This window comes from Micromonospora sp. WMMD961 (assembly GCF_029626145.1).
GTDB lineage: Bacteria > Actinomycetota > Actinomycetes > Mycobacteriales > Micromonosporaceae > Micromonospora.
Genome location: NZ_JARUBJ010000002.1, coordinates 1,283,442 through 1,304,534, shown reverse-complemented (window position 1 = coordinate 1,304,534; position 21,093 = coordinate 1,283,442). Strand labels below are relative to the sequence as shown.

Here is a 21,093-nt window from a genome sequence, read left to right as displayed (position 1 = left end):
CCCGCGCTCCCCGGCGGGGCCGGGCCGCCGGCACCGTCGGCATAGCCTGGCCCGATGAGCGGTTGCGTGTTCTGCGGGATCGTGGCGGGCAAGGTGCCGGCGTTCCGGGTGGCGGACACCCCGGACGGGGTGGCGTTCCTGGACACCCGGCCGGTGTTCAAGGGGCACGTGCTGGTGGTGCCCCGGGTGCACCTGGTGACCCTGGCCGAACTGCTGCCCGGCTACTTCGCCATGGTCCAGCGGCTGGCGGTGGCGGTGGAGACCGCTCTCGGCGCCGGTGGGACGTTCGTGGCCATGAACAACAAGGTGTCCCAATCGGTGCCCCACCTGCACACCCACGTGGTCCCGCGCACCAAGGGCGACGGGTTGCGCGGTTTCTTCTGGCCGCGCACCCGGTACGACGACGACACCGAGGCCCAGACGTACGCCGACCGGGTCGCCGCGGCGCTTCCCCGTGGGGCCTGAGTCACGGCGGCGCGGGTAAGGAAGCAGGACCCTCCGGTGTTACACGCTGGGAGTGGTACGAGAGGAGATCCCCACCGTGTTTCTGCGCCGTATGAACGCCGAGATGGTTTCGCCCGACCAGGCCCTGCCGGGCCGCCCGATCGCCATGCCGGTCGCCGACCGGCACGAGGTGCTGGGCACCCCGTTGAAGGGCCCGTTCCCGGAGGGGCTTCAGGTAGCGGTCTTCGGCATGGGCTGTTTCTGGGGCGCCGAGCGACTGTTCTGGACGCTGCCCGGCGTCTACACCACCTCCGCCGGCTACGCGGGTGGCATCACCAAGAACCCGACGTACGAGGAGACGTGCTCCGGCCGGACCGGGCACGCCGAGGTCGTCCAGGTGGTGTACGACCCCAGCAAGATCAACTATGAGGATCTGCTGAAGGTCTTCTGGGAGAACCACGACCCGACCCAGGGCATGCGCCAGGGCAACGACGTGGGCACCCAGTACCGCTCGGCGATCTACACCACCACGGACGAGCAGCGGACCATCGCGGAGTCGTCCCGGGACGCGTTCCAGCCGATCGTGACGCGGGCCGGCAAGGGTGAGATCACCACCGAGATCGCCCCGCTCGGCAGCTACTACTTCGCCGAGGACTACCACCAGCAGTACCTCGCCCCGACCAAGAACCCGAACGGGTACTGCAACCACGGCCCGAACGGCCTGAGCTGCCCGGTCGGCGTGGCCCGCGTCGGCGGCTGACCACGAGGCACCAACCGCGCACGCGTGATGCCCGACCGCCCGGGAGGTGGTCGGGCATTCCCGTCCGGCCCTGTGATCGAAATCCGTTGCCGAGGACGGCGGGAAGTCGATAGCGTGGCCGTACACGTGAAAGGAGGTGGTCCAGACTTGTATAGCAATCGGACTCGTGAGGTGGCTGTCAGCTAGCCGCTGTCCTCGACAGTGATCGGTCCGCCGACAGGCGGGCACCAGCACCATCGTCGAGACCGTGTGGCAGCGGTGCGGCGAATTCCAGACAGCCACCCGACCCCCGGGGTGCCGGCCAAGTCCAGCCGGCCCGCGCGCGAGCGCGGAGCGCCCCGGGGGTCGCTCCATCTCCGGAGGCCCGCCGATGTCGATGCGCGAACTGGTGGTGCTGGGGACGGCCAGCCAGGCACCGACGCGGCAACGCAACCACAACGGGTACGTGCTGCGCTGGGACGACGAGGTGATCCTCTTCGACCCGGGTGAGGGCAGCCAGCGGCAACTCCTGCACACCACGGTCACCGCCAGCGACCTGACCCGCATCTGCGTCACCCACTTCCACGGCGACCACTGCCTCGGCCTGCCCGGCACCATCCAGCGGCTCTCCCTGGACCGGGTGCCGCACCCGGTCGCTGTGCACTTTCCCGCCGGGGGCGCCGAATACTTCGCCCGGCTACGGCACGCGACCTCCTTCTACGAGACCGCCGAACTGCGGGTCGAACCCATCGAGGCGGACGGGCAACAGATCACCCTGCCGTGCGGCACGCTGGAGGCACGCCGGCTGCGGCACCCCATCGAGACGTACGGCTACCGGCTGGTCGAGCCGGACGGCCACCGGATGCTGCCGGAGAAGCTGGCCGCGTACGGCATCGTCGGGCCGGCCGTCGGCGAGCTGATCCGCGTCGGGCACCTGGACCTCGACGGGCGTCGCGTCACCCGGGCCGAGGTGAGCGAGCCCCGGCACGGGCAGCGGTTCGCGTTCGTGATGGACACCGGTCTCTGCGACGGGGTGTACGCGCTCGCCGAGCACGCCGACCTGCTGGTCATCGAGTCGACGTTCCTGGAGTCGGAGGCCGCGCTCGCCGCCGAGGTCGGACACCTCACCGCGGCGCAGGCCGCCCGGGTGGCCACCGAGTCCGGGGTACGCCGGCTCGTGCTGACCCACTTTTCCCAGCGCTACCCCGACCCGCGCCGATTCCACGACGAGGCACGCGAGCACTTCGACGGTGACCTGATCATCGCGGAGGATCTGACCACGGTGCAGCTCCCACCCCGCCGGGTAGCCTCGGCCGGGTGACCGTCACGCTGCGCCCCGCGACCGGCGACGACCTGATGGCGGTGGGCGCCCTGCACCAGCGCTCCCGAGTCGCCGCGTACTCCGCCTTCCTCCCGGTCGAAGCCCTGGCCGACCCGACACCCGAGGCGATGGGGCGCTACTGGGTCGAGCGGTGGCAGTGGGAGCGGGACACCCACCGGATGACCGTGGCCGAGCGGGCCGGGGCGCTGGTCGGGTTCAGCCACCTGGGCCCGGACGACGAGGACGATCCCGCGACCGGGCTGCTCAACGCGATCCACCTCGACCCGCGCGAGCAGGGCCGGGGCGTCGGTCGTGCGCTGATGGTGGACGCCCTGGACGCCATGCGCGCCCGGGGTTGGCGTCGCGCGGCGCTCTGGGTGCTTCGGGACAACGCCCACGCCCGCTCCTTCTACGAGCGCGGCGGCTGGACCCCCACGGGAGCGGAGCGCGAGGAGCACATCGGCACCGCCCTCACCCCGCAGGTCCGCTACACCCGCCCCCTGAACACCTAACCCACCCCACCCCACCCCAACCCGGCCCCAGGCCCCCGGCCCCCGGCCCCCGGCCCCCGGCCCCCGGCCCCGGCCCCCGGCTCCCGGCCCCCGGCCCCCGGCCCCCGGCCCCCGGCCCCCGGCCGATCATGGACTTGTGGTGGGCGCTTTGGGCACGGATGCTCGTTTTGCACACCACCACAAGTCCATGATCGACGCGAGCGGCGGGGGCGGCGGGGTTGCGGGGTTGCGGGGGGCGGCGGGGGTTGCGGGGTTGCGGGGCGGGGCCGGGCGGGTGCGGGGCTAGGAGGGGCTAGTGGGCTCCCAGGTGGGACAGCAGGTCCTGGCGGGTCAGGACACCCTTGGGCTTGCCGTCGACCAGGACCAGCGCCGCGTCGGACTTCTCCAGCAGCCCGACCGCCTCGCTCACCGGCTGGCCACCACCGATCATCGGCAGCGGGTCACCCATGTGCCGCTCGATCGTGTCGTGCAGGTGGGCCTGGCCGGTGAACAGCGCGTCGAGCAGGTCCCGCTCGGCGATCGAGCCGGCGACCTCACCGGTCACCACCGGCGGCTCCGCCTTGAGCACGGGCAGCTGCGACACACCGTATTCGCGCATGTAGTCGATCGCGTCGCGGACCGTCTCCGTGGGGTGCACGTGCACCAGCTCGGGCAGCCCACCGGGCTTGCTGGCCAGGGCGTCGGCCACGGTCGGCTCGGCGCCCGAGTTGTCGAGGAAGCCGTACCGGGCCATCCACGAGTCGTTGAAGATCTTCGAGAGGTAACCCCGTCCGCCGTCCGGCAGCAGCACCACCACGACGTCGTCCGGGCCGGCCCTGCGGGCGACCTCCAGCGCGGCGACCACTGCCATCCCGCAGGAGCCGCCGACCAGCAGCCCTTCCTCGCGGGCCAACCGTCGGGTCATCTCGAAGGACGCCTTGTCGGAAACCTCGACGATCTCGTCGGCGATGCCCCGGTCGTACGTCTCCGGCCAGAAGTCCTCGCCGACGCCCTCCACCAGGTACGGACGGCCGGTGCCGCCGGAGTAGACCGAACCCTCCGGGTCGGCGCCGATGACCCGGACCCGACCGTCGGAGGCCTCCTTGAGATAGCGCCCGATGCCGGAGATCGTGCCACCGGTGCCCACGCCCGCCACGAAGTGGGTGAGCCCGCCCTCGGTCTGCTTCCACAGCTCCGGACCGGTGGTCTCGTAGTGCGAGCGCGGGTTGGCCGGGTTGCTGTACTGGTTGGGCTTCCAGGCGCCGGGGATCTCCCGGGTCAGCCGGTCGGAGACGTTGTAGTACGAGCGTGGGTCCTCCGGGGCGACAGCGGTCGGGCAGACCACCACCTCGGCCCCGTACGCCCGGAGCACGTCCTGCTTGTCCTGGCTGACCTTGTCCGGGCAGACGAAGACGCACCGGTAGCCCTTGAGCTGGGCCACCAGGGCCAGCCCGACGCCGGTGTTGCCGCTGGTCGGCTCGACGATGGTGCCGCCGGGCTTGAGCAGGCCGGCGGCCTCGGCGTCCTCCACCATCCGCAGCGCGATCCGGTCCTTCACCGAGCCGCCCGGGTTGACGTACTCCACCTTGGCGAGCACGGTGGCCTGGATGCCCTCGGTGACGTTACGCAGACGTACCAGCGGGGTGTTGCCGATCATGTCGACGACGTTGTCGTAGTACTGCACGGTGTGCCCTTCGTTGCGGCGCCGGCGACGGCGGCCGGGCAGACGGTTGCTCGGGCCCAGCGTACGTGCCGTCAGGGCACCAGCCCCCCGGGGATGACCGAGCTGCGGCGGGACTCCCACTCCAGGAAGCGATCGGTCTCGGCGAGCACGCTGCCGGCCAACCAGGTGATCATGACCGCATCGTCGGCGAGCCCGAAGATCGCCAACGGGATCTCCGGCAACAGGTCGATCGGCGAGACGATGTACGCCGTGGCCGCGGTCATCAGGGCCAGCCGGAGGCCGCCGTCGTACTCCCCTTTGGTGGTGGCTCTGATCATCCGGGGCAGCGCGGCCAGGCGCGTACCCAACGACGGCCCACCCCGGGCCCCGGCCGCCAGTGCCCGCGCCAGGGCCGTGAACGCCGCGCTGCGCTTCAGTGTCTTGCCCACGTCGTGCTCCTCTCCGCCGGATCAGCGTGGCGGGTCGGCGCAAGTCGACCGGCCCCTCCTGGACAGATACCCCGTCGCGTCGGTTTCCAGGCACTCGGGTGCCGTCGCGACGACAGCGGCGTGTCGGGGCGGCGCGATAATGTCGCGGTATGGGGGCTGATTCGGTCGTACCCGGTGGTGCGAGGTGGCGACAGGCCCGGCGGCTCGCCCGCCTGGTGGCCATCGGCACGGGCGCCACCGCGGCGGCTGCGGTGGCGACCGGCGGGGTGCTGCTCGGCCAGGCCCGGCAGGCTCGGCGGACCATTCCGATGGCCGAGGCACCGCCCCCGCGATGCGACGGGATGTACGGCGCGAAGTTCCCCGGCCCCGCGCTCAGCATGGTCGTGCTCGGTGACTCGTCGGCGGCCGGCTACGGGGTGCACCGCCGTCGGGAGACTCCTGGGGCGCTGCTCGCCAACGGCCTGTCCCGCCGGCTGCAACGGCCGGTGCGCCTGCACCGCTTCGCGGTGGTCGGTGCCATCTCCTCGGCGCTCCGCCACCAGGTGGAGGCGGCTCTGGAGTGCCGACCCGACATCGCGGTGATCCTCATCGGCGGCAACGACATCACCAACCGCACTCCGCGTGGGCTGGCGGTGCGCTACCTGGTCGAGGCGGTGCACACCCTGCGCGACGCCGGCTGCGAGGTGGTCGTCGGCACCTGCCCCGACCTGGGCGCGATCCGCCCGATCCAACCTCCGCTGAGGTGGTTGGCGCACCGGTGGAGCCGGCAACTCGCCGCTGCCCAGACGGTCGCCGTGGTCGAGGCGGGCGGCTGGACGGTCTCCCTCGGTGATCTGCTCGGTCCCCGGTTCACCGCCGAGCCGACCCGGATGTTCGCCTGGGACCGGTTCCATCCCTCCGCCGAGGGGTACGCGATGGCTGCCGCGGCGCTCCTGCCGACGATGCTCTCCGCGCTCGGAGCTGCTCAGGAACGACGGGTTACGCCGACGCGGGGCGAGGGCGTACGGTCGCTGCCTGAGGCCGCGCAGGAGGCGGCCCGGCACGCCGGCACCGAGGTCAGCGGCACCCGGTTCCAGGGCCGCGACCGAGGGCCGGCGGGCCGATGGGCACAGCTGCGTCGCCGCGCGTTCTTCGGCGTCGGCGCGGTGCCGCAGCACGGGTCCGCCTCGGACACCTCGACAGTGGAGGGACTGGCATGAACGAGCGCAGGGTGCGGGGCATGACCGCCGACCTCGCCGGCCGGCTGGGCCGGGCGGCGGCGTTCTCGCTGCTCGCCGGCACCGTGGGGGGCGCTGCCGTCCTGGCTGGCGAGGCGTTCGTCGCCCGGCACCGGCGCTACGCCCAACCGGAGCTGGGGCTGGCCCTGCGGGCCACGATCGGCCGGGCCGACGCTCCACCGTTGCGGCTGGTGCTGCTCGGTGACTCCTCCGCGTTGGGCGTCGGCGTCGACCGTCTCGAGGACACCATCGGCGGGCAGTTGGCCAACCTGCTCGCCGAGGGGCCGACGGGTCGCCGGGTGCACCTGTCCAGCGTCGGTGTCTCCGGTTCCCGCTCTACCGACCTGGCCACCCAGGTGGCCCGGTCCCTGCTCGGTGAACGGCCCGACGTGGCGCTGATCCTGATCGGGGCCAACGATGCCACCGGGCTGCGCCGGCCCACCGACGCGGCGGCCTATCTCGGCGCGGCGGTGCACCGGCTGCGGGAGGCGCGGGTCGAGGTGGTCGTCGGCACCTGCCCCGATCTCGGGGCGGTGCGTGCCATCGCGCCTCCGCTGCGCCAGATGGTCGGCTGGTCCGGGCGGCGGATGGCCCGCGCGCAGACCGTGGCAGTGCTCGACGCCGGCGGCTCGGTGGTCGACCTGGCCGCCGAGACCGGGCCGGTGTTCCGGGCCGACGCGGGGACGCTCTGCCACGACGGCTTCCACCCCTCCGCCGACGGCTACCGCGTGTGGGCGCACGCGCTGCTGCCCGCGGTCGCCGCCGCCGCGACGGTCACGTCCCGGCGCTAGCAGGGGGTGACATTTCCCGCCGCGTCTGCTCCTTCCGCGCCATGTTACTGACGGGTTAACGTTGGTCCATGCCGATTGAGTCGTCCCGCGACGCCGTCATCGTCGCCACCGCCCGCTCCCCCATCGGCCGGGCGCACAAGGGGTCCCTGCGCGACGTCCGCTCCGACGACCTCGCCGCGACCATCGTCCAAGCGGCCCTGGACAAGATCCCCGCGCTCGACCCGACCACGATCGACGACCTCTACCTCGGGTGCGGCCTGCCCGGTGGTGAGCAGGGCTTCAACATGGCCCGGGTGGTGTCGACACTGCTCGGTCTGGACACCGTGCCCGGCGCCACGCTGACCCGCTACTGCGCCTCGTCGTTGCAGACCACCCGGATGGCGATGCACGCGATCCGGGCCGGCGAGGGCGACGTGTTCGTCTCCGCCGGCGTGGAGATGGTGTCCCGCTACGCCCGGGGCAGCTCCGACGGACTACCTCCCGAGGCACAGGCCCTGGTCGGCGGCGGCTGGGAGAACCCCCGCTTCGGCGCGGCCGGAGAGCGCTCGAAGCGCCGCGCGCAGGGCGGCGCCGAGGTCTGGACCGACCCGCGCGAGACGGGCGAGCTGCCCGACGTCTACCTGACCATGGGGCAGACCGCGGAGAACCTGGCCCAGGTGTACGACGTCACCCGCGCCGACATGGACGAGTTCGGCGTACGCAGCCAGAACCTCGCCGAGAAGGCCATCGCCGACGGCTTCTGGGCGCGGGAGATCACCCCGGTCACCACGCCGGACGGCACCGTGGTGAGCACCGACGACGGTCCCCGCGCCGGCGTCACCCTCGACGCGGTCGCCGGCCTGAAGCCGGTGTTCCGCCCGGACGGACGAATCACCGCGGGCAACTGCTGCCCACTCAACGACGGCGCGGCCGCGGTGGTGGTGATGAGCGCCCAGCGGGCCGAGGAACTCGGGCTCACCCCGCTGGCCCGGATCGTCTCCACCGGTGTGACCGCCCTGTCGCCGGAGATCATGGGTCTCGGGCCCGTCGAGGCGTCCCGGCAGGCGCTACGCCGGGCCGGGATGACCATCGACGACGTCGACCTCGTCGAGATCAACGAGGCGTTCGCGGCGCAGGTCATTCCCTCCTACCGCCAGTTGGGCATCCCGGAGGAGAAGCTGAACGTGATGGGCGGTGCCATCGCGGTCGGTCATCCGTTCGGGATGACCGGTGCCCGGATCACCGGCACCCTGCTGAACGCCCTGGAGTGGCACGACAAGACCATCGGTCTGGAGACGATGTGCGTGGGCGGCGGTCAGGGCATGGCCATGGTGCTGGAACGGCTGAGCTGAGCTGACGCCGCCCCGCCCCTCGCGGAGTGGGCCTCAGAGCGCGCTGCGGGTCGCCGTCACCTCGGCGGCGGCCCGCGTCAGCACCTCGTCGCCGGCCCCGGCGGCCAGCAGGTCGGCCGTCACCACCCGCAACTGGTCGGGCAGGGCCAGGTCGTTGTCGAGCCGGGGCACCGTCCGCCGAGGCTCGCCCTCGGCGTCGGCGGCCAGGTTGGCGATCTCCTGGACCAGACGGTGCACCAGGTCGGCGCGGGACACGTTGCCGGTCGTCGCCGCCGCTGCCCACCGCGGCTGCTCCCAGTGCCCGATCTGACGGACCAGCAACCGCACGACCTGATCCAACTCCGCTGCGCTCATCGCCGCCGAGTCTACGGCCGGCACCGCCGGGCCAGCGTGGGTCGGTCAGCGACGCAGGTAGCTGAGCAGCCGCAGAATCTGCCAGTAGAGGAAGACCAACCCGGTGAGCAGGCCGAACGCGCTGAGCCACGCGTACCGGCGGGGTCGGCCGTCCCGCACCGAACGCTCGACGAGATCGAAGTCGAGGATGAAGCTGAACGCCCCGGCGATGATGGCGACCACCGAGAAGGCGTACGGCAACCAGCCGACCTCGCCGCTGACGCTGTAGACCGCCAGGCCCGGCCTTCCGGAGATCAGGTACGACACCAGGTTGACCACGCTCAGCACGGCGATGCCGAGCAACGTGCCGATCACCAGGCGGGCCAAGCGGGGCGTAGCCCGGATCACCCGGGCCCGGTAGAGCGCCGCCATGCCGAGGAAGACGCCGAACGTGCCGGCCACCGCCTGCACCACGATGCCCGGATAGACCTGTTCGAAGGTACGGCTCGCCACCCCCAGCAGCAGACCCTGGAGCACGGCGTAGCCGAGGATCGGCACCGGGTTGGTGATCGCGCGCAACGAGATGACCAGGACCAGCGCGATGGAGGCGAGCGCGCTGCCGGCCAGCGCGGCACCCAGCCACACCGCGTCGGGGATCACCGCCCAGGAGACCGCCGCGGTCGCGCCGGTGACGACCAGCAACCCGACGGTACGCACCACCACGTCGTCCACGGTCATCGGCTCGACGTCGCGGGAGCCGAGCACCCGGGCCTCCACCCGGCCGGTCTCGTCCAGCCGGTTGAGCACCGGGTTGTTGCTGCGCACCGCCGCCTCCTTCGCCCGCGTACCCCAGGGTGTGCCCTCGCAGTCACTCTGCCCCGGGCGGCCCGGCGGTGGCGGGAAAACGGCGCGGACGACGGCGCCCGCCCCCACCAGAGCGGGGACGGGCGCCGGTCGCAGTGCGGACGAGGTCAGTCGTCGCCCTGGAAGTAGCTCAGCAGGCGCAGGATCTCGATGTAGAGCCAGACCAGGCTGACCAGGATGCCGAACGCGGCCACCCAGGAGTAGCGCTGCGGCAGGCCCATCCGGACGCCGTCCTCGATCTCCTTGAAGCTGAGCACGAAGCTCAGCGAGGCGACGACGATGCAGACCAGGCTGAAGCCGATCGCCAGCGGGCTGCCGTCCCGCAGACCGGTGTTGACGCCGAACAGCGCCAGCACCAGGTTGATCAGCATGACGGCGAACAGACCGACCATCGCCGCGATCATGCCCTTGACGAACGCCGGGGTGGCCCGGATGACCTTCGCCCGGTAGAGCATCGCCATCAGGAAGAAGATGCCGAAGCTGGCCACGGCGGCCTGGAGCACGATGCCGTCGTAGGCCGACTCGAACGCCTTGCTGACCATGCCGACGAAGACGCCCTCGACGAGCGCGTACGCGATGACCAGCGCGGGGCTGGCCATCCGGGAGAACGAAATGATCAAGCCGAGAACCAGGCCGACCACTGCCGCGCCGACCCAGGCTGGCCCGACGAGCGCGTCGGGCACGAGCACCCAGGCTGCCGCGGCGGTGATGCCGAGGATGCCGAGCAGAGTGACGGTCTTGACGACGACGTCGTCGATCGTCATGGGTGCCACGGTCGGCGGTGCGGCCGGGTAACCGGCCTGGGACGGGTACTGCTGGGGAATGCCGGGCTGTCCGTACGGCCCGGCCGGTGCGTACCCGGCGGAGCGCTCCCGCTCGGCCGCCTGGCCGAGCCGGGCAAGCACCGGGTTCGAGGTCTTCACTGTCTGGCCTCCCTCAGGGGGTCGTTTGCACGTGAACGTGCCCTCCAAGAGTAAACGGCGCAGCCAACTCCTGGTGATCACGGATGAGAATGCGTGTGAGCGGACCTGTGCCCGGGGCGGGGGTCGAACCCGCACGCCTTTCGGCAGCCGCTTTTAAGGCGGCCGTGTCTGCCTTTCCACCACCCGGGCGGGTGGCACCGTCGCGCCGACACGCACAGTGCAGTGTCACCGTAGCCGGTCTCCGGCGACCCGGCGTACCCCGACCGGCTGGCCACATTAGGGTCGATGCCGTGAGCAGCGCAGCCCCCACGGCCCCCGACGCCGCCCCTGATCAGGGCTTCCGCCTGGCCGATCGGGTCAACCGCCGGCCTCGGGCCACCCGGCTGCTGGCCGCCGTCGGCCGACACCGGGCCGATCTGCTGGTCGCTCTGCTCTGGGCGGTGCTGGCCGGCTGGCTCACCCACGGGCTGTGGCCCGACCCCGCCGGCCGCATCCTGTCGCTCAACCCGGAGGACCAGGCCCTCTACGAGTGGTTCCTCGCGGTCGACGCCCGCGCGCTACTCGGCGACTTCGACCTGCTCAGCGACCGACTCAACGCCCCCGACGGTGTCAACCTGATGGCCAACACCACGGTGATCGCGCTCGGCGTCGCCTTCGCGCCGGTCACCCTGCTGCTGGGCGCGCCGGTCACCTTCGCGCTGCTCGCCGCCGCCAACCTCGCTGGTACGGCCCTCGCGTGGTACCTGCTGTTCCAGCGGACGCTGCGGGCCCGCCGGTTCGCCGCCGCGCTCGGCGGAGGGCTCTGCGGGTTCGGCCCGGGGATGGTCTCGCAGACCAACAGCCACCTGCACATGACCGCCCAGTGGCTGGTACCGGTGATCGTCTGGCTGGTGGTCCGGCTGCTGCGCGCGTCCGACCCGGGACCCGCGCGGTCCGACGCTCCGGGTCGCGATCTCGCCGCCGGGCCGGACCGCCGGCGGATGATCACCTCCGCCGCCGGGCTGGCCGCCGCGATCACCGCGCAGGTCTTCATCGGCGAGGAAGTGCTCTTCCTCGCCGCCGTCACCCTGCTGGTGATGGCGATCAGCTACGTCGTGGCGGACCGGGACCTGGCTCGGCGGGCGCTACCCGGCTTCGCCGGCGGGCTGGCCATCGCCGCCGGACTGGCCCTGCTGGTGCTCGGTTATCCGCTGTGGTTCCAGTTCGCCGGCCCGCAGGGAGTAGCCGACGGCATGTTCACGCCGGCCTACTTCTCCGCCGACCTGAGCAGTTGGTGGACGGTCTCCCCGCTGTCGGTGGCCGGCAGCGACGAGTCCGCCCGGCTGACCACCGGCCCGGCCGAGTACAACACCTTCCTGGGTTGGCCCCTGCTGCTGGTCGCCGCAGCCTGCGCGATCTGGGTCGGACGGCGTCGACTGGTCTTCGCCTGCGTCGTGGCGGGCCTGGTGATGGGCGCGCTCTCCCTCGGCCCGGAGGTGGTGCTCGGCGGCACCAGGACCGCACTGCCCGGCCCGTACGCCCTGATCGGCGGGCTGCCGGTGGTGGACGGCGCGTTGCCGATGCGGTTCGCGCTGGCACTGCTGCCAATCGTGGCGACACTGTTGGTGCTCGCTGTCGACCGGGCACTGCGCAGCACCGGTCGGGCCCGGCGGCTGGTGCCACTGGCCGTCGGCGCGGCCCTGCTACCGATCTTCCCGACCCCGCTGCCGACCGCCGAACGACCCGCCGTGCCGGAGTTCGTCAGCGGCGGGCACTGGCGGCAGTGCGTACGCCCCGGCGGGGTGCTGGTCCCGGTGCCGCTGCCCACGCCCAAGGAGCCCTGGCCGATGCGCTGGGCCACCGCCGCAGATGCCGCCTTCGGCCTGCCGGAGGGATTCTTCATCGGCCCGTACGGGCGGGGCGGCACCGCGGCGATGGGCACCTTCAAGCAGCCCACCTCCGCTCTGCTGGCGGACGTCGCCCGGCGCGGCGACCAGCCGGCCATCGGCGACGAGCAACGCCGCCAGGCCGCACGCGACGCCCAGTTCTGGGGTGCCTCCTGCGTGGCGTTGGCCGACGACGCCCCGCACGCGGAGAGTCTGCGGGCGACCCTGGAACAGCTCTACGGCCCGGCCACCCGGATCGCCGACGCCTGGATCTGGCGGGTCTGACGCCGGGGTGCGACCGCGCCCGCGCGCCGGCACAAGGAAGGGCCCCTTCTTACCGGTTTCCGGTAAGAAGGGGCCCTTCCTTCGCGCTGGGTCAGACGCGGGGGGCGCCGACCGGCTGGGACGCCTCGGAGAACTCCTCGCGCGGGTCGTGCAGCTGCCCGAGGGCGACCACCTCACGCTTCAGGACGAACGCCAGCGTCCAGTCCACCACCACACGCACCTTGCGGTTGAACGACGGGATCCGGCTCATGTGGTACGTCCGGTGCATGACCCAGGCCGGCCAACCGGTCATCTTGATCCCGTACACCTGGGCGACGCCCTTGTGCAGGCCGAGGCTCGCCACGCTGCCGACGTGCTTGTGCTTGTAGTCGACCGGCTCGCGACCCCGGATCACGGCGGCGATGTTGTCGGCCATCCGGGCGGCCTGGCGCACCGCGTGCTGCGCGCTCGGCGAGCAGAAGTTGCCCGGCTCCTTGGTCAGGTCCGGCACGGCGGCGCAGTCGCCGGCGCTCCACGCACCCTCGACCACCTGGTCACCGTCGACCACCTGGAGCGTGGGCAGGCAGGTGATCCGCCGGCGGTCGTCACGCGGGAAGTCGGTCGAGTCCAGCATCGGCGACGGCTTCACGCCGGCCGTCCAGACGATCGTGTCGGACCGGAAGCTGTCACCGTCGGAGAGCTTGACCACCCCGTCGACGCAGGACTCGAGCCGGGTGTCCAGCCGGATGTCCATGTTCCGCTTCATCAGCTGCTGCACGGTGTAGGCGCCCATGTCCCGGTCGACCTCGGGCAGCACCCGCTGGGTGGCCTCGACCAGCACCCAGCGGACCTCGTCCTGCTTGAGCTCCGGGTAGTAGCGCAGGGCGTCGCGAGCCATGTCCTCCATCTCGGCGAGCGCCTCGATGCCGGCGTACCCGCCGCCGACGAAGGTGAAGGTCAGCGCCGCGCGACGGACGTCAGCGTCGGGCGTGGCGGCAGCCACGTCGAGCCGGTCCAGCACATGGTTGCGCAGGTAGATCGCCTCGCCGATGGTCTTGAACCCGATGCCCTGCTCGTGCAGGCCGGGGATCGGCAGGGTGCGGGACACCGAACCCGGAGCCACGACCACGTGGTCGTAGGTGATCTCCCGGGCCGGGCCACTGATCGGCTGCACGGTGGCCACCTTGCGGTCGTGCTCGATCCGCGTGACCGTGCCGGCAACCATCTTGCACCGACGCAACTCCCGCCTCAGGGGCACCACGGAGTGTCGCGGAGAGATGTTGCCCGCCGCCGCCTCGGGCAGGAACGGCTGATAGGTCATGTGCGGCTGGGGATCCACCACCATGACCTCAGCCTCACGGGAGCTGAGCTTCTTCGACAGACGCAGGGCCGCGTACAGACCGACGTGCCCGGCACCAACCACAAGGATCCGCTTCGGATTCACGTTGCCTATCTTTCCCCGGCCGGCTCAGGTAATCCCGCTCGCGCCCCCCATCTGTGACGGAGCACAACCCATGTGACCTGCGTAACCCTCTCGCACCAGCGGTCACCGCCGCCGCAGGAGCCAGCCCAGCAACGCTGCCGTGCCCACAGCCAACAGCAAACCCAGCACTGTCACCCACTGGTGGCCCGTCTCCCCACCCACGACCGGGGCCTGCAGCAACAGCACCCCCAGCACGGCGGTGCCCAGCAGGACGGCCGCCGTCCGCAACAACCAACGGGTGACCAACTCGGGGTCCACCACCGCGTCGTAGGGCAGCAACGCGGCCAGCGCGCAGAGGGTGTGCCCCAGATAGAGCAGGGCGGCCAGGGCGAGCAGCCGCCAGAGGGCGACCGGACGGCCGTACCCGTCGGTGGCGAGCAGCCAACCGCCGACCATGACCAACGCCGTGAAGGTCGCCCAGACCCGACGCGGACCGAAAGCCGGCAACAGCGCGGCAACCGCCAGGAACAGGATCGGCCGCCCGGAAAGCACCTCGGCGGGGAAGGCGAGGGCGAACCCGGCAAGCACGACGACGAAGATCGCGCACCGCACCAGGAGCGGAGCGACACTGATCCGGCCGACCGCGTGCTGGACCGCCCGGACCCGCCCGGTCACGGCGTCGATCATCTACTCCTCCGCTCGTTCGCGACTGCGGGGCTCGCCAGCTCACTCCTCGCGCTCACCGTTCCCGCCTTCCGTTCGCGACTGCGGGGCTCGCCAGCTCACTCCTCGCGCTCACCGGCCACCCACCCGGGGGGCCGTCGCCAGCCTTGCCACGTCCCGCAGCACCTGGTCCAGGCTGCCGGCCCCGGCCCAGCGCACCACGGGCACGCCGTGCTCCCGAAGCTGCCCGATCATGACCTCACGATCCAACCGCCACAGCCGGTACGCCACCTCCGCCCAACCCTTGTCCTTCGGTGGGGCCAGGTCGGCCGGCAACGTGTCGACCGCCACCACGAACCGGCCGGCGCGGGCCAGTCGGGCGAGCATCTGCGCCGACCGTTCGTCCAGCAGCGGGGTGAGCACCACCACCAGCGCGTCCGAGGAGAGCAGTTGTGGGCCGAAAACCTGGTCGTACGGCTCGTGCGAGGACGCCGTGACGCGTACGTCGAGCAGCCACTCCAGGACGGTCAGGTACTGCCGCCGCCCGGCTGCCGGACGCAGCCGGCGGGCAGCCGGCCCGTACTCCAGCAACGAGACCCGGTCGCCGCGGTGCAGGTAGTGCTCGGCGATCGCCGCGGTCGCCCGGACGGTGGTGTCCAGCACCGAGGCGGCACCCCCCACCCCGCCGGAACGCCCCGCCTCGGCGAGCACGTCGAGCAACACGACCACCTCCGCGTCACGGTCGGAGAGGGTGGCGGCCACGTGCAACTGGCGGGCCCGCAGCGAGACCCGCCAGTCGATCCGGCGCAACCGGTCCCCGGGAGCGAAGACCCGTACGCCGGCCAGCTCACCGCCCTCACCGGGGCGCCGCGAGTGGTGTGCCCCGACCAGACCGGCGGCCCGGGGCATCGCCTCCACCGCCTCGAACGGCTCGGTACGTGGGTACACCCGCACGCGAACCGGCTCGACGATCACCGCGCGGGAAACCAGCAGGCCGCCTGCCGTGGCGACCCGAGCGCCGGCCGGGCCGACCGGGTGCCGTCCCCAGCGCAGGGCACTGCCGGCCAACTCCAGGTCCACCGCCGACCCGACGGGCACCGACGTCACGAACGGCCGGTCGGCGACGGAACGCCCTGTGCCAGCCGCCGGAGCCTCGCCACCGGTCGGCGGCACGTCGCCGACGGCCAGATCGCGGGCGAAGCCGGCCCGGAGGATCCGCAGCCACGGCGACACCCGGGTACGCAGCACCACCAGGTCGTAGTCGACGGTGTCCGGGTTGCCTACACTGACGGCCGCCGCCACGTCGCCGCCCTCCACCAGCGGCCCGTCGTCACCCGAGGTGATCCACACCTGTGGCAGCGCCGTGGGCCGTCGGCGCAGCGCGTACGCGGTGCCCAGGGCGAACGGGGCGGCCAGCACGATCAGGTCGACCCGCCCCAGCAGCACCCCCGCCACGAGCAGCAGACCGGCGAGCAGCACCGCCCGGCCGAGCGCCGGGGTGGGTGCCCAGCCGGCAGCCGGTTCCGGCTCGGTGGATCTCGACACGGTCGGTCCGGTCATCAGCGCTGGGGCCCGCCAGCGGCGTAGCTGGGCAGTGCGCCACTCGCCGGGGCCGGGGTGCCCTCCAGCACCTCGCCGACCACGAACGCCGGGTCGACCCGGCGCAACCACATCTCCGGGCGCAGGGTGATCCGGTGGGCCAGGGCCGGTGCGGCGACCTCCTTGACGTCCTCTGGCACGACGTAGTCCCGTCCGCCGAAGACGGCGCGCACCCGGGCCAGCAGCAGCAGCGCCAACGAACCCCGCGGTGAGGCGCCGACCAGCACCGACGGGTGCTCCCGCGTGGCCGCGGTGAGGGCCACGATGTACCGGCCGATGGAGTCCTCCACCACCACGTCCTCCAGGGCGGCCTGCATGGCCCGCAGCGTGGCCGCGTCGACCACCGCCTTGATGTCCGCCTCCTCGCGGCGACGGCTCATCCGACGGCGCAGCACCTCCCACTCCTCTTCGTGGTGCGGGTAGCCGAACGAGACCCGCAGCAGGAACCGGTCCAGTTGCGCCTCGGGCAGCGGGTAGGTGCCCTCGTACTCGATCGGGTTGGCGGTGGCCAGCACGTGGAACGGCTCGTCCAGCTTGTAGGTCACACCCTCCACCGAGACCTGCTTCTCCTGCATCGCCTCCAGCAACGCGGACTGGGTCTTCGGGGGCGTCCGGTTGATCTCGTCGGCGAGGAGCAGGTTGGTGAAGACCGGGCCGGCCCGGAAGGTGAAGTCGCCGTTGCGCTGGTCGTACAGGAAGGAACCGGTGACGTCGGCGGGCAGCAAGTCGGGGGTGAACTGCAACCGGCGGAAGTCCAACCCGAGCGCCTGGGCGAACGAGCGCGCGGTGAGGGTCTTGCCCAACCCGGGCAGGTCTTCCAGCAGGACGTGCCCGCCCGCGAGGATGCCGGCGAGGACCAGCTCCAACGCGTCCCGCTTGCCGACCACGACGGTGCCGACCGCGTCCAGGACGGCCCGAGCCAGGTGGCCGACCTCGGCGGGGGCGATGCTCCGGTCCACGTCCTTCATCAGATCTTCTCCAGTTCGGCGACGATCGCCGCGAGGTCGCGCGGCGACGGGGTGCGGCGAGGCGGGGTCTCCAGGAACGTCCACAGCTGGTCACCCAGTAGGACGCGGGCGCGGGCCGGATCCGATTCGCGGGTGACGCCGTGCTTCAGGCGCATCCGCTCGTCGGCCAGCTCACCGATCCTCGGCAGGACCGTCCCGGTGAACCGCTCAGGTCGGGTCGAGGACCAGTCCAGGGGCCATTCCCACCGGTTGATCGCGCCGCGCAGCGCGTCCCGGGCACCCCAGTTGTAGCTGCCGTCCTCCTCGCCCGGCGCGACCCGGGCACCCGCCGGCGGCGGGGGTGGCGGCGCGAGCAGGGCGGTGACCCGGCGGACCGCCAGGACGGCGAGCACCCCGGCGATCAGCACCGGCAGTGAGATCTGGAGGCCGACCGCTCGGAGGCCGACGAGCAACACCGCGACCAGTGCGGCGGCCCATGCGAGGGCACGCAGCACGGGACCCAACCGGGAGCGGCGCTCCGACGGACCGGACGGGGCCGCCTCCTCCTCGAACGCGAGCAGGTCGTCGATGCTGGTGCTGCTCATGCGGTCACCACCGCCGCGGTGAGTTCGCCGCGTAGCCGGCGCAGCGCGGCGCGGGCCTGGTCGCGGGTGCGTTCGTCGACCGGACGGGTGGCGTACCGGGCCTCCCGATAGACGTGCGCGAACTCGGCCAGCACGTCGGCGCTGACGATCGCCGGCACGCCGGCCGCCGGGTCGCCGCGCAGCAGCCGGCTGACCAGGTCGGTGGGGGTGTCCCCGGTGAGCCGTGGCACGCCGGCCGTGGCGGCGGCCTCCTCCAGGCGCACCCAGCAGGCGATCACCGCCACCCGTGGGTCGGTGTCCCGGTCGTCCAGCTCCACCAGGCCGGCGTCGAGGGCGGCGACCACCTCGCGGGCGGTGCCCTCGGCGGTGCGCCGGGCCCGCTGCGTCGGCAGTGTCCGGGTGGTACGGCGCAGCGCGCCCCGGATCAGGACCCAGGTCAGGTAGCCGAGGGCGGCGAGGATGGCGAGCCCGAGCAGGACCAGCGCCACGGTGGCGATCCACTGCGGTATGTGCGCCTGGGTGGCCTCGCCGGCGTCGCGTGGCTCGACCGGGATGGACGCGGACGGCTCGACGGTCGGGTACTCGGGCACCCAGGGGACGTTCTCCGCGGCCGGCGGAATCCGGCTGGTGCCGAGCGACGAGTGGGCGGACGCCAGCGCGGCACCGGCGAGCAGCGCGGCGACCACTCCGACCGGCCACCACCGGCGAAGCAGGCCGAACGCCGGGCGCAACACACCGGACTCGTCGGCCGGTGCCGGCGCAGGTGGGCGTGTTCCGTCTGTCATCGCCACCGCCCCACGCGTTCTCAGTCCACCTCGGCCAGCTGTTTAGCCTGGTCGAAGACGTCGTCCAGCATCTTTGGCGTCAACCGTCCGGTGAAGGTGTTCTGCTGGCTGACGTGGTAGCTGCCCAGCAGATCCGGAGCGGCTGTGCCGGACCAGTGTGCCCCATGACCGAACGCCGGTCGCGGGCTGGGCGGTCGCAGCCCGTACACCTGACGGAGCACCGGCCACCACGCAGCCCAGGCGAAAGCGCCCAGCGCGACCACGACGCGCAGCGTGGGCCGGATCAGCGAGACCTCGCGGTGCAGCCAGGGTGCGCAGGTGTCCCGTTCCTGCGGGGTCGGCTTGTTGTCCGGTGGCGCACATCGGACGGCCGAGAAGATCCGGAGGTCGCGCAGGGCGAGCCCGTCGTCGGCGGCGACGCTCGTCGGTTGGTTGGCTAGCCCGGCCCGGTGCAGCGCCGCGAACAGCACGTCACCCGACCGGTCGCCGGTGAAGATCCGACCGGTGCGGTTGCCGCCGTGTGCGGCGGGCGCCAGCCCGAGGATCGCGATCCGCGCGTCGGCGGCGCCGAAGCCCGGCACCGGCCGACCCCAGTATTCCTGGTCGCGGAAGGCGGCCCGGCGGGTGCGGGCCACCTCCTCGCGCCACCGGACCAGCCGGGGGCAGGCGAAACAGTCGCTGACGCCCGCGTCGAGGTCGACCAGGTCGGTCGCCCGCGCTGCGCGGGCGACCACCTGCTCGGGGGTACGCGACTCAGCCAAGCTTGGCCCGGAAGAGTTCCAGGGTGCGGGCCCAGGCGCTGGCCGCGGCGCGCTGGTCGAACGCCTCCGGCCGGTCGTCGTTGAAGAAGGCGTGCGAGGTGCCCGGGTAGTCGTAGAGGTGGCAGTCGCCGCCGGCCTCCTCGATGGCTCGGCGGGCGGTCTGTACGCCCTCGGCGGCCGAGGTGCCGTCCTCTTCGGAGCAGTGGATGACAGCGGCCTTGCCGGCGTAGTCGGCCCAGTCGGGGCGCATCGAATCCCAGGGCAGCACAGGATAGAAGCCCGCGGTGGCGACGATCCGCTCGGAGATCGTGGCCGACCAGAGGGCGAGGCTGCCACCGGCGCAGAAGCCCACGGCACCGACCTTACCGGTGACCTCCGGGCGCCCGGCGAGATAGTCGGCTGCTCCGGCGATGTCCTTCGCCGCCTCGTCCATCCGCATCGCCATCAGGAGCCGCTGCGCCTCGTCGGGTTCGCTGGTCGTCTCGCCGTGGTAGAAGTCCGGGGCGAGTGCGACGAAGCCAGCCTCGGCGAACCGGTCCGCCACCGACCGGATGTGCGGGACGAGGCCCCACCACTCCTGGATCACGATGACGGCAGGGCTGGCCATTCCGCTGGCGGGTATCGCGAGATACCCCTCGCTCGTGCCTCCGTTGCTGCGGTAGCTCACCATCTCGCCCATGGGCCGTCCTCCTAGCGGTCAGTCATCGTTGGCTGGTCGCCCAGTGGTCCTACGTGCCGGTAGCCTGCCACGCCGCGCGGCCGTCGGGAAGACGCCGGAACAGTGGCATTCACCTCCTGTTCGCCGGCTGGTGACTGCGGGTACGCCGACGGCGGCGGGATCCGCTCCCGCCGCCGTCGATGCTGGTCTTCCTCGCTGGTCAGGCCTTCTTGGTCAGGCAGAGGACGTAGCCGGTCTTGCCCGGCTCGATGCTGGAGAAGACGTACCCCTCCTCGCCCTCCTTGAGGTACTGGTCGCAGGCGGTGCCGGCCTGGGCCTGAGCCTCGCTCTGGTCGTTCACCCGACCGACCACCGTGTACGCGGCGTCGGTGGAGGTGCAGGACACGACCTTGGCGCCGTCGACCTTCTCCTGCTTGGTGCCGGTGACCTCGGGCAGCTCGGCGATGCAGTCGCCGGCCTTGGCGTCAGCCGTCTCGTCCTTGTTGAAGTAGTTGCCGATCGCCGAGGCGACTCCGAACTTCAGGCCGGCGATGACGACGACCGCGAGGATCGCGCCGATGATGCCCAGCGCCTTCTTGCCACCGGACTTCTCCTCCGGCTTGCCCGCGTCCGGCGCGGTCGCATCCGGCGCGGTCGCGTCCGATGCGGGTGCGGTCGGCGCGGCCCCGTCCGGTGCGGGTGCGGTCGGCGCGGTCGCATCCGATGCGGGTGCGGTCGGCGCGGTCGCATCCGATGCGGGTGCGGTCGGCGCGGCCCCGTCCGACTTGGCCGTCTGCGGCTGGGCCGGCGTCGGCTGCGGCGTCTCGACGGCCGGCTGGGCTGCTGCGGCGTCGGACGCGGAGGAGGGTGCGACCTGCTCTGACACGGTGGTTCCTTCCGAGGGGTTGATGAGCAGACGACACCGTAACGATCATTGATTTCCGGTGCCGTCCCGCT

Annotated in this window: 22 protein-coding genes and 1 tRNA gene; 8 read left to right on the top strand and 15 right to left on the bottom strand. The window is 72.3% G+C overall.

The features are described from left to right. Positions 1-54: 54 nt before the first annotated feature. The 4 genes from O7614_RS06330 (at position 55) to O7614_RS06315 (ending at position 3,016) form a co-directional block, all read left to right on the top strand. Complete coding sequence (locus O7614_RS06330) at positions 55-465, top strand: HIT family protein (protein ID WP_278137541.1); 411 nt, start codon at positions 55-57, stop codon at positions 463-465. 76 nt (positions 466-541) lie between these two features. Next, positions 542-1,204, top strand: coding sequence for a peptide-methionine (S)-S-oxide reductase MsrA (msrA, locus tag O7614_RS06325; protein WP_269681088.1), 663 nt, complete (start codon positions 542-544; stop codon positions 1,202-1,204). Between the two features lie 370 nt (positions 1,205-1,574). Further along, positions 1,575-2,504 carry a ribonuclease Z gene (locus tag O7614_RS06320; protein WP_278137540.1) on the top strand — a complete coding sequence of 310 codons (930 nt, stop codon included), beginning with the start codon at positions 1,575-1,577 and terminating at the stop codon, positions 2,502-2,504. Beyond that, positions 2,501-3,016: a GNAT family N-acetyltransferase gene (locus O7614_RS06315; RefSeq protein ID WP_278137539.1), complete on the top strand. Its 516-nt coding sequence runs from the start codon at positions 2,501-2,503 to the stop codon at positions 3,014-3,016. The genes O7614_RS06320 and O7614_RS06315 overlap by 4 nt, the downstream gene beginning before the upstream one ends. A gap of 292 nt (positions 3,017-3,308) precedes the next feature. Here O7614_RS06315 and O7614_RS06310 read toward each other — a convergent pair whose 3' ends face one another. Further along, positions 3,309-4,679 carry a cystathionine beta-synthase gene (locus tag O7614_RS06310; RefSeq protein WP_278137538.1) on the bottom strand — a complete coding sequence of 457 codons (1,371 nt, stop codon included), beginning with the start codon at positions 4,677-4,679 and terminating at the stop codon, positions 3,309-3,311. Between the two features lie 71 nt (positions 4,680-4,750). Then, positions 4,751-5,107: a YkvA family protein gene (locus O7614_RS06305; protein ID WP_278137537.1), complete on the bottom strand. Its 357-nt coding sequence runs from the start codon at positions 5,105-5,107 to the stop codon at positions 4,751-4,753. A 149-nt stretch (positions 5,108-5,256) separates the two neighbouring features. On the opposite strand from O7614_RS06305, the gene O7614_RS06300 reads away from it, so the two are divergent. The 3 genes from O7614_RS06300 (at position 5,257) to O7614_RS06290 (ending at position 8,446) form a co-directional block, all read left to right on the top strand. Beyond that, positions 5,257-6,306, top strand: a complete 1,050-nt coding sequence (locus O7614_RS06300) for an SGNH/GDSL hydrolase family protein (protein WP_278137536.1) — start codon at positions 5,257-5,259, stop codon at positions 6,304-6,306. After that, positions 6,303-7,115 carry an SGNH/GDSL hydrolase family protein gene (locus tag O7614_RS06295; protein WP_278137535.1) on the top strand — a complete coding sequence of 271 codons (813 nt, stop codon included), beginning with the start codon at positions 6,303-6,305 and terminating at the stop codon, positions 7,113-7,115. The genes O7614_RS06300 and O7614_RS06295 overlap by 4 nt, the downstream gene beginning before the upstream one ends. Before the next feature lie 68 nt (positions 7,116-7,183). Next, positions 7,184-8,446, top strand: coding sequence for an acetyl-CoA C-acetyltransferase (locus O7614_RS06290; RefSeq protein ID WP_278137534.1), 1,263 nt, complete (start codon positions 7,184-7,186; stop codon positions 8,444-8,446). Positions 8,447-8,479: 33 nt separating this feature from the next. Here the strand turns inward: O7614_RS06290 and O7614_RS06285 are convergent, their stop codons facing one another. The 4 genes from O7614_RS06285 to O7614_RS06270 all read right to left on the bottom strand — a co-directional run bounded on the left by O7614_RS06285 (position 8,480) and on the right by O7614_RS06270 (position 10,755). Beyond that, on the bottom strand, positions 8,480-8,800 hold the full coding sequence (locus tag O7614_RS06285) for a hypothetical protein (protein ID WP_278137533.1): 321 nt from the start codon (positions 8,798-8,800) through the stop codon (positions 8,480-8,482). A gap of 45 nt (positions 8,801-8,845) precedes the next feature. Continuing rightward, positions 8,846-9,604: a Bax inhibitor-1/YccA family protein gene (locus tag O7614_RS06280; protein ID WP_278137532.1), complete on the bottom strand. Its 759-nt coding sequence runs from the start codon at positions 9,602-9,604 to the stop codon at positions 8,846-8,848. Between the two features lie 146 nt (positions 9,605-9,750). Beyond that, positions 9,751-10,566 carry a Bax inhibitor-1/YccA family protein gene (locus tag O7614_RS06275; protein WP_278137531.1) on the bottom strand — a complete coding sequence of 272 codons (816 nt, stop codon included), beginning with the start codon at positions 10,564-10,566 and terminating at the stop codon, positions 9,751-9,753. A gap of 108 nt (positions 10,567-10,674) precedes the next feature. Beyond that, positions 10,675-10,755: transfer RNA gene (locus O7614_RS06270), tRNA-Leu, on the bottom strand. Between the two features lie 101 nt (positions 10,756-10,856). On the opposite strand from O7614_RS06270, the gene O7614_RS06265 reads away from it, so the two are divergent. After that, complete coding sequence (locus O7614_RS06265) at positions 10,857-12,716, top strand: hypothetical protein (protein ID WP_278137530.1); 1,860 nt, start codon at positions 10,857-10,859, stop codon at positions 12,714-12,716. 91 nt (positions 12,717-12,807) lie between these two features. On the opposite strand, the gene O7614_RS06260 is transcribed toward O7614_RS06265, so the two are convergent. The 9 genes from O7614_RS06260 to O7614_RS06220 form a co-directional block, all read right to left on the bottom strand. After that, positions 12,808-14,139: an NAD(P)/FAD-dependent oxidoreductase gene (locus tag O7614_RS06260; RefSeq protein WP_278137529.1), complete on the bottom strand. Its 1,332-nt coding sequence runs from the start codon at positions 14,137-14,139 to the stop codon at positions 12,808-12,810. Between the two features lie 102 nt (positions 14,140-14,241). Next, complete coding sequence (locus O7614_RS06255; protein WP_278137528.1) at positions 14,242-14,805, bottom strand: hypothetical protein; 564 nt, start codon at positions 14,803-14,805, stop codon at positions 14,242-14,244. Positions 14,806-14,913: 108 nt separating this feature from the next. Then, on the bottom strand, positions 14,914-16,341 hold the full coding sequence (locus tag O7614_RS06250) for a DUF58 domain-containing protein (protein ID WP_278137527.1): 1,428 nt from the start codon (positions 16,339-16,341) through the stop codon (positions 14,914-14,916). Then, positions 16,341-17,348: a MoxR family ATPase gene (locus O7614_RS06245; protein ID WP_278137526.1), complete on the bottom strand. Its 1,008-nt coding sequence runs from the start codon at positions 17,346-17,348 to the stop codon at positions 16,341-16,343. Before O7614_RS06245 ends, O7614_RS06250 begins: the two co-directional genes overlap by 1 nt. Next, positions 17,348-17,932, bottom strand: a complete 585-nt coding sequence (locus O7614_RS06240) for a hypothetical protein (RefSeq protein ID WP_278137525.1) — start codon at positions 17,930-17,932, stop codon at positions 17,348-17,350. The genes O7614_RS06245 and O7614_RS06240 overlap by 1 nt, the downstream gene beginning before the upstream one ends. Next, positions 17,929-18,717 carry a DUF4129 domain-containing protein gene (locus O7614_RS06235; protein WP_278137524.1) on the bottom strand — a complete coding sequence of 263 codons (789 nt, stop codon included), beginning with the start codon at positions 18,715-18,717 and terminating at the stop codon, positions 17,929-17,931. Before O7614_RS06235 ends, O7614_RS06240 begins: the two co-directional genes overlap by 4 nt. A 20-nt stretch (positions 18,718-18,737) precedes the next feature. Further along, positions 18,738-19,478, bottom strand: coding sequence for a uracil-DNA glycosylase (locus O7614_RS06230; protein WP_347404337.1), 741 nt, complete (start codon positions 19,476-19,478; stop codon positions 18,738-18,740). Beyond that, entirely contained in the window at positions 19,471-20,157 is a 687-nt protein-coding gene (locus O7614_RS06225; RefSeq protein ID WP_278137523.1) for a dienelactone hydrolase family protein, read from the bottom strand. The genes O7614_RS06230 and O7614_RS06225 overlap by 8 nt, the downstream gene beginning before the upstream one ends. Positions 20,158-20,356: 199 nt before the next feature. Next, positions 20,357-21,022 (bottom strand): hypothetical protein, encoded by a 666-nt coding sequence (locus O7614_RS06220; protein WP_278137522.1) that lies wholly within the window; start codon positions 21,020-21,022, stop codon positions 20,357-20,359. Positions 21,023-21,093: the final 71 nt, after the last annotated feature.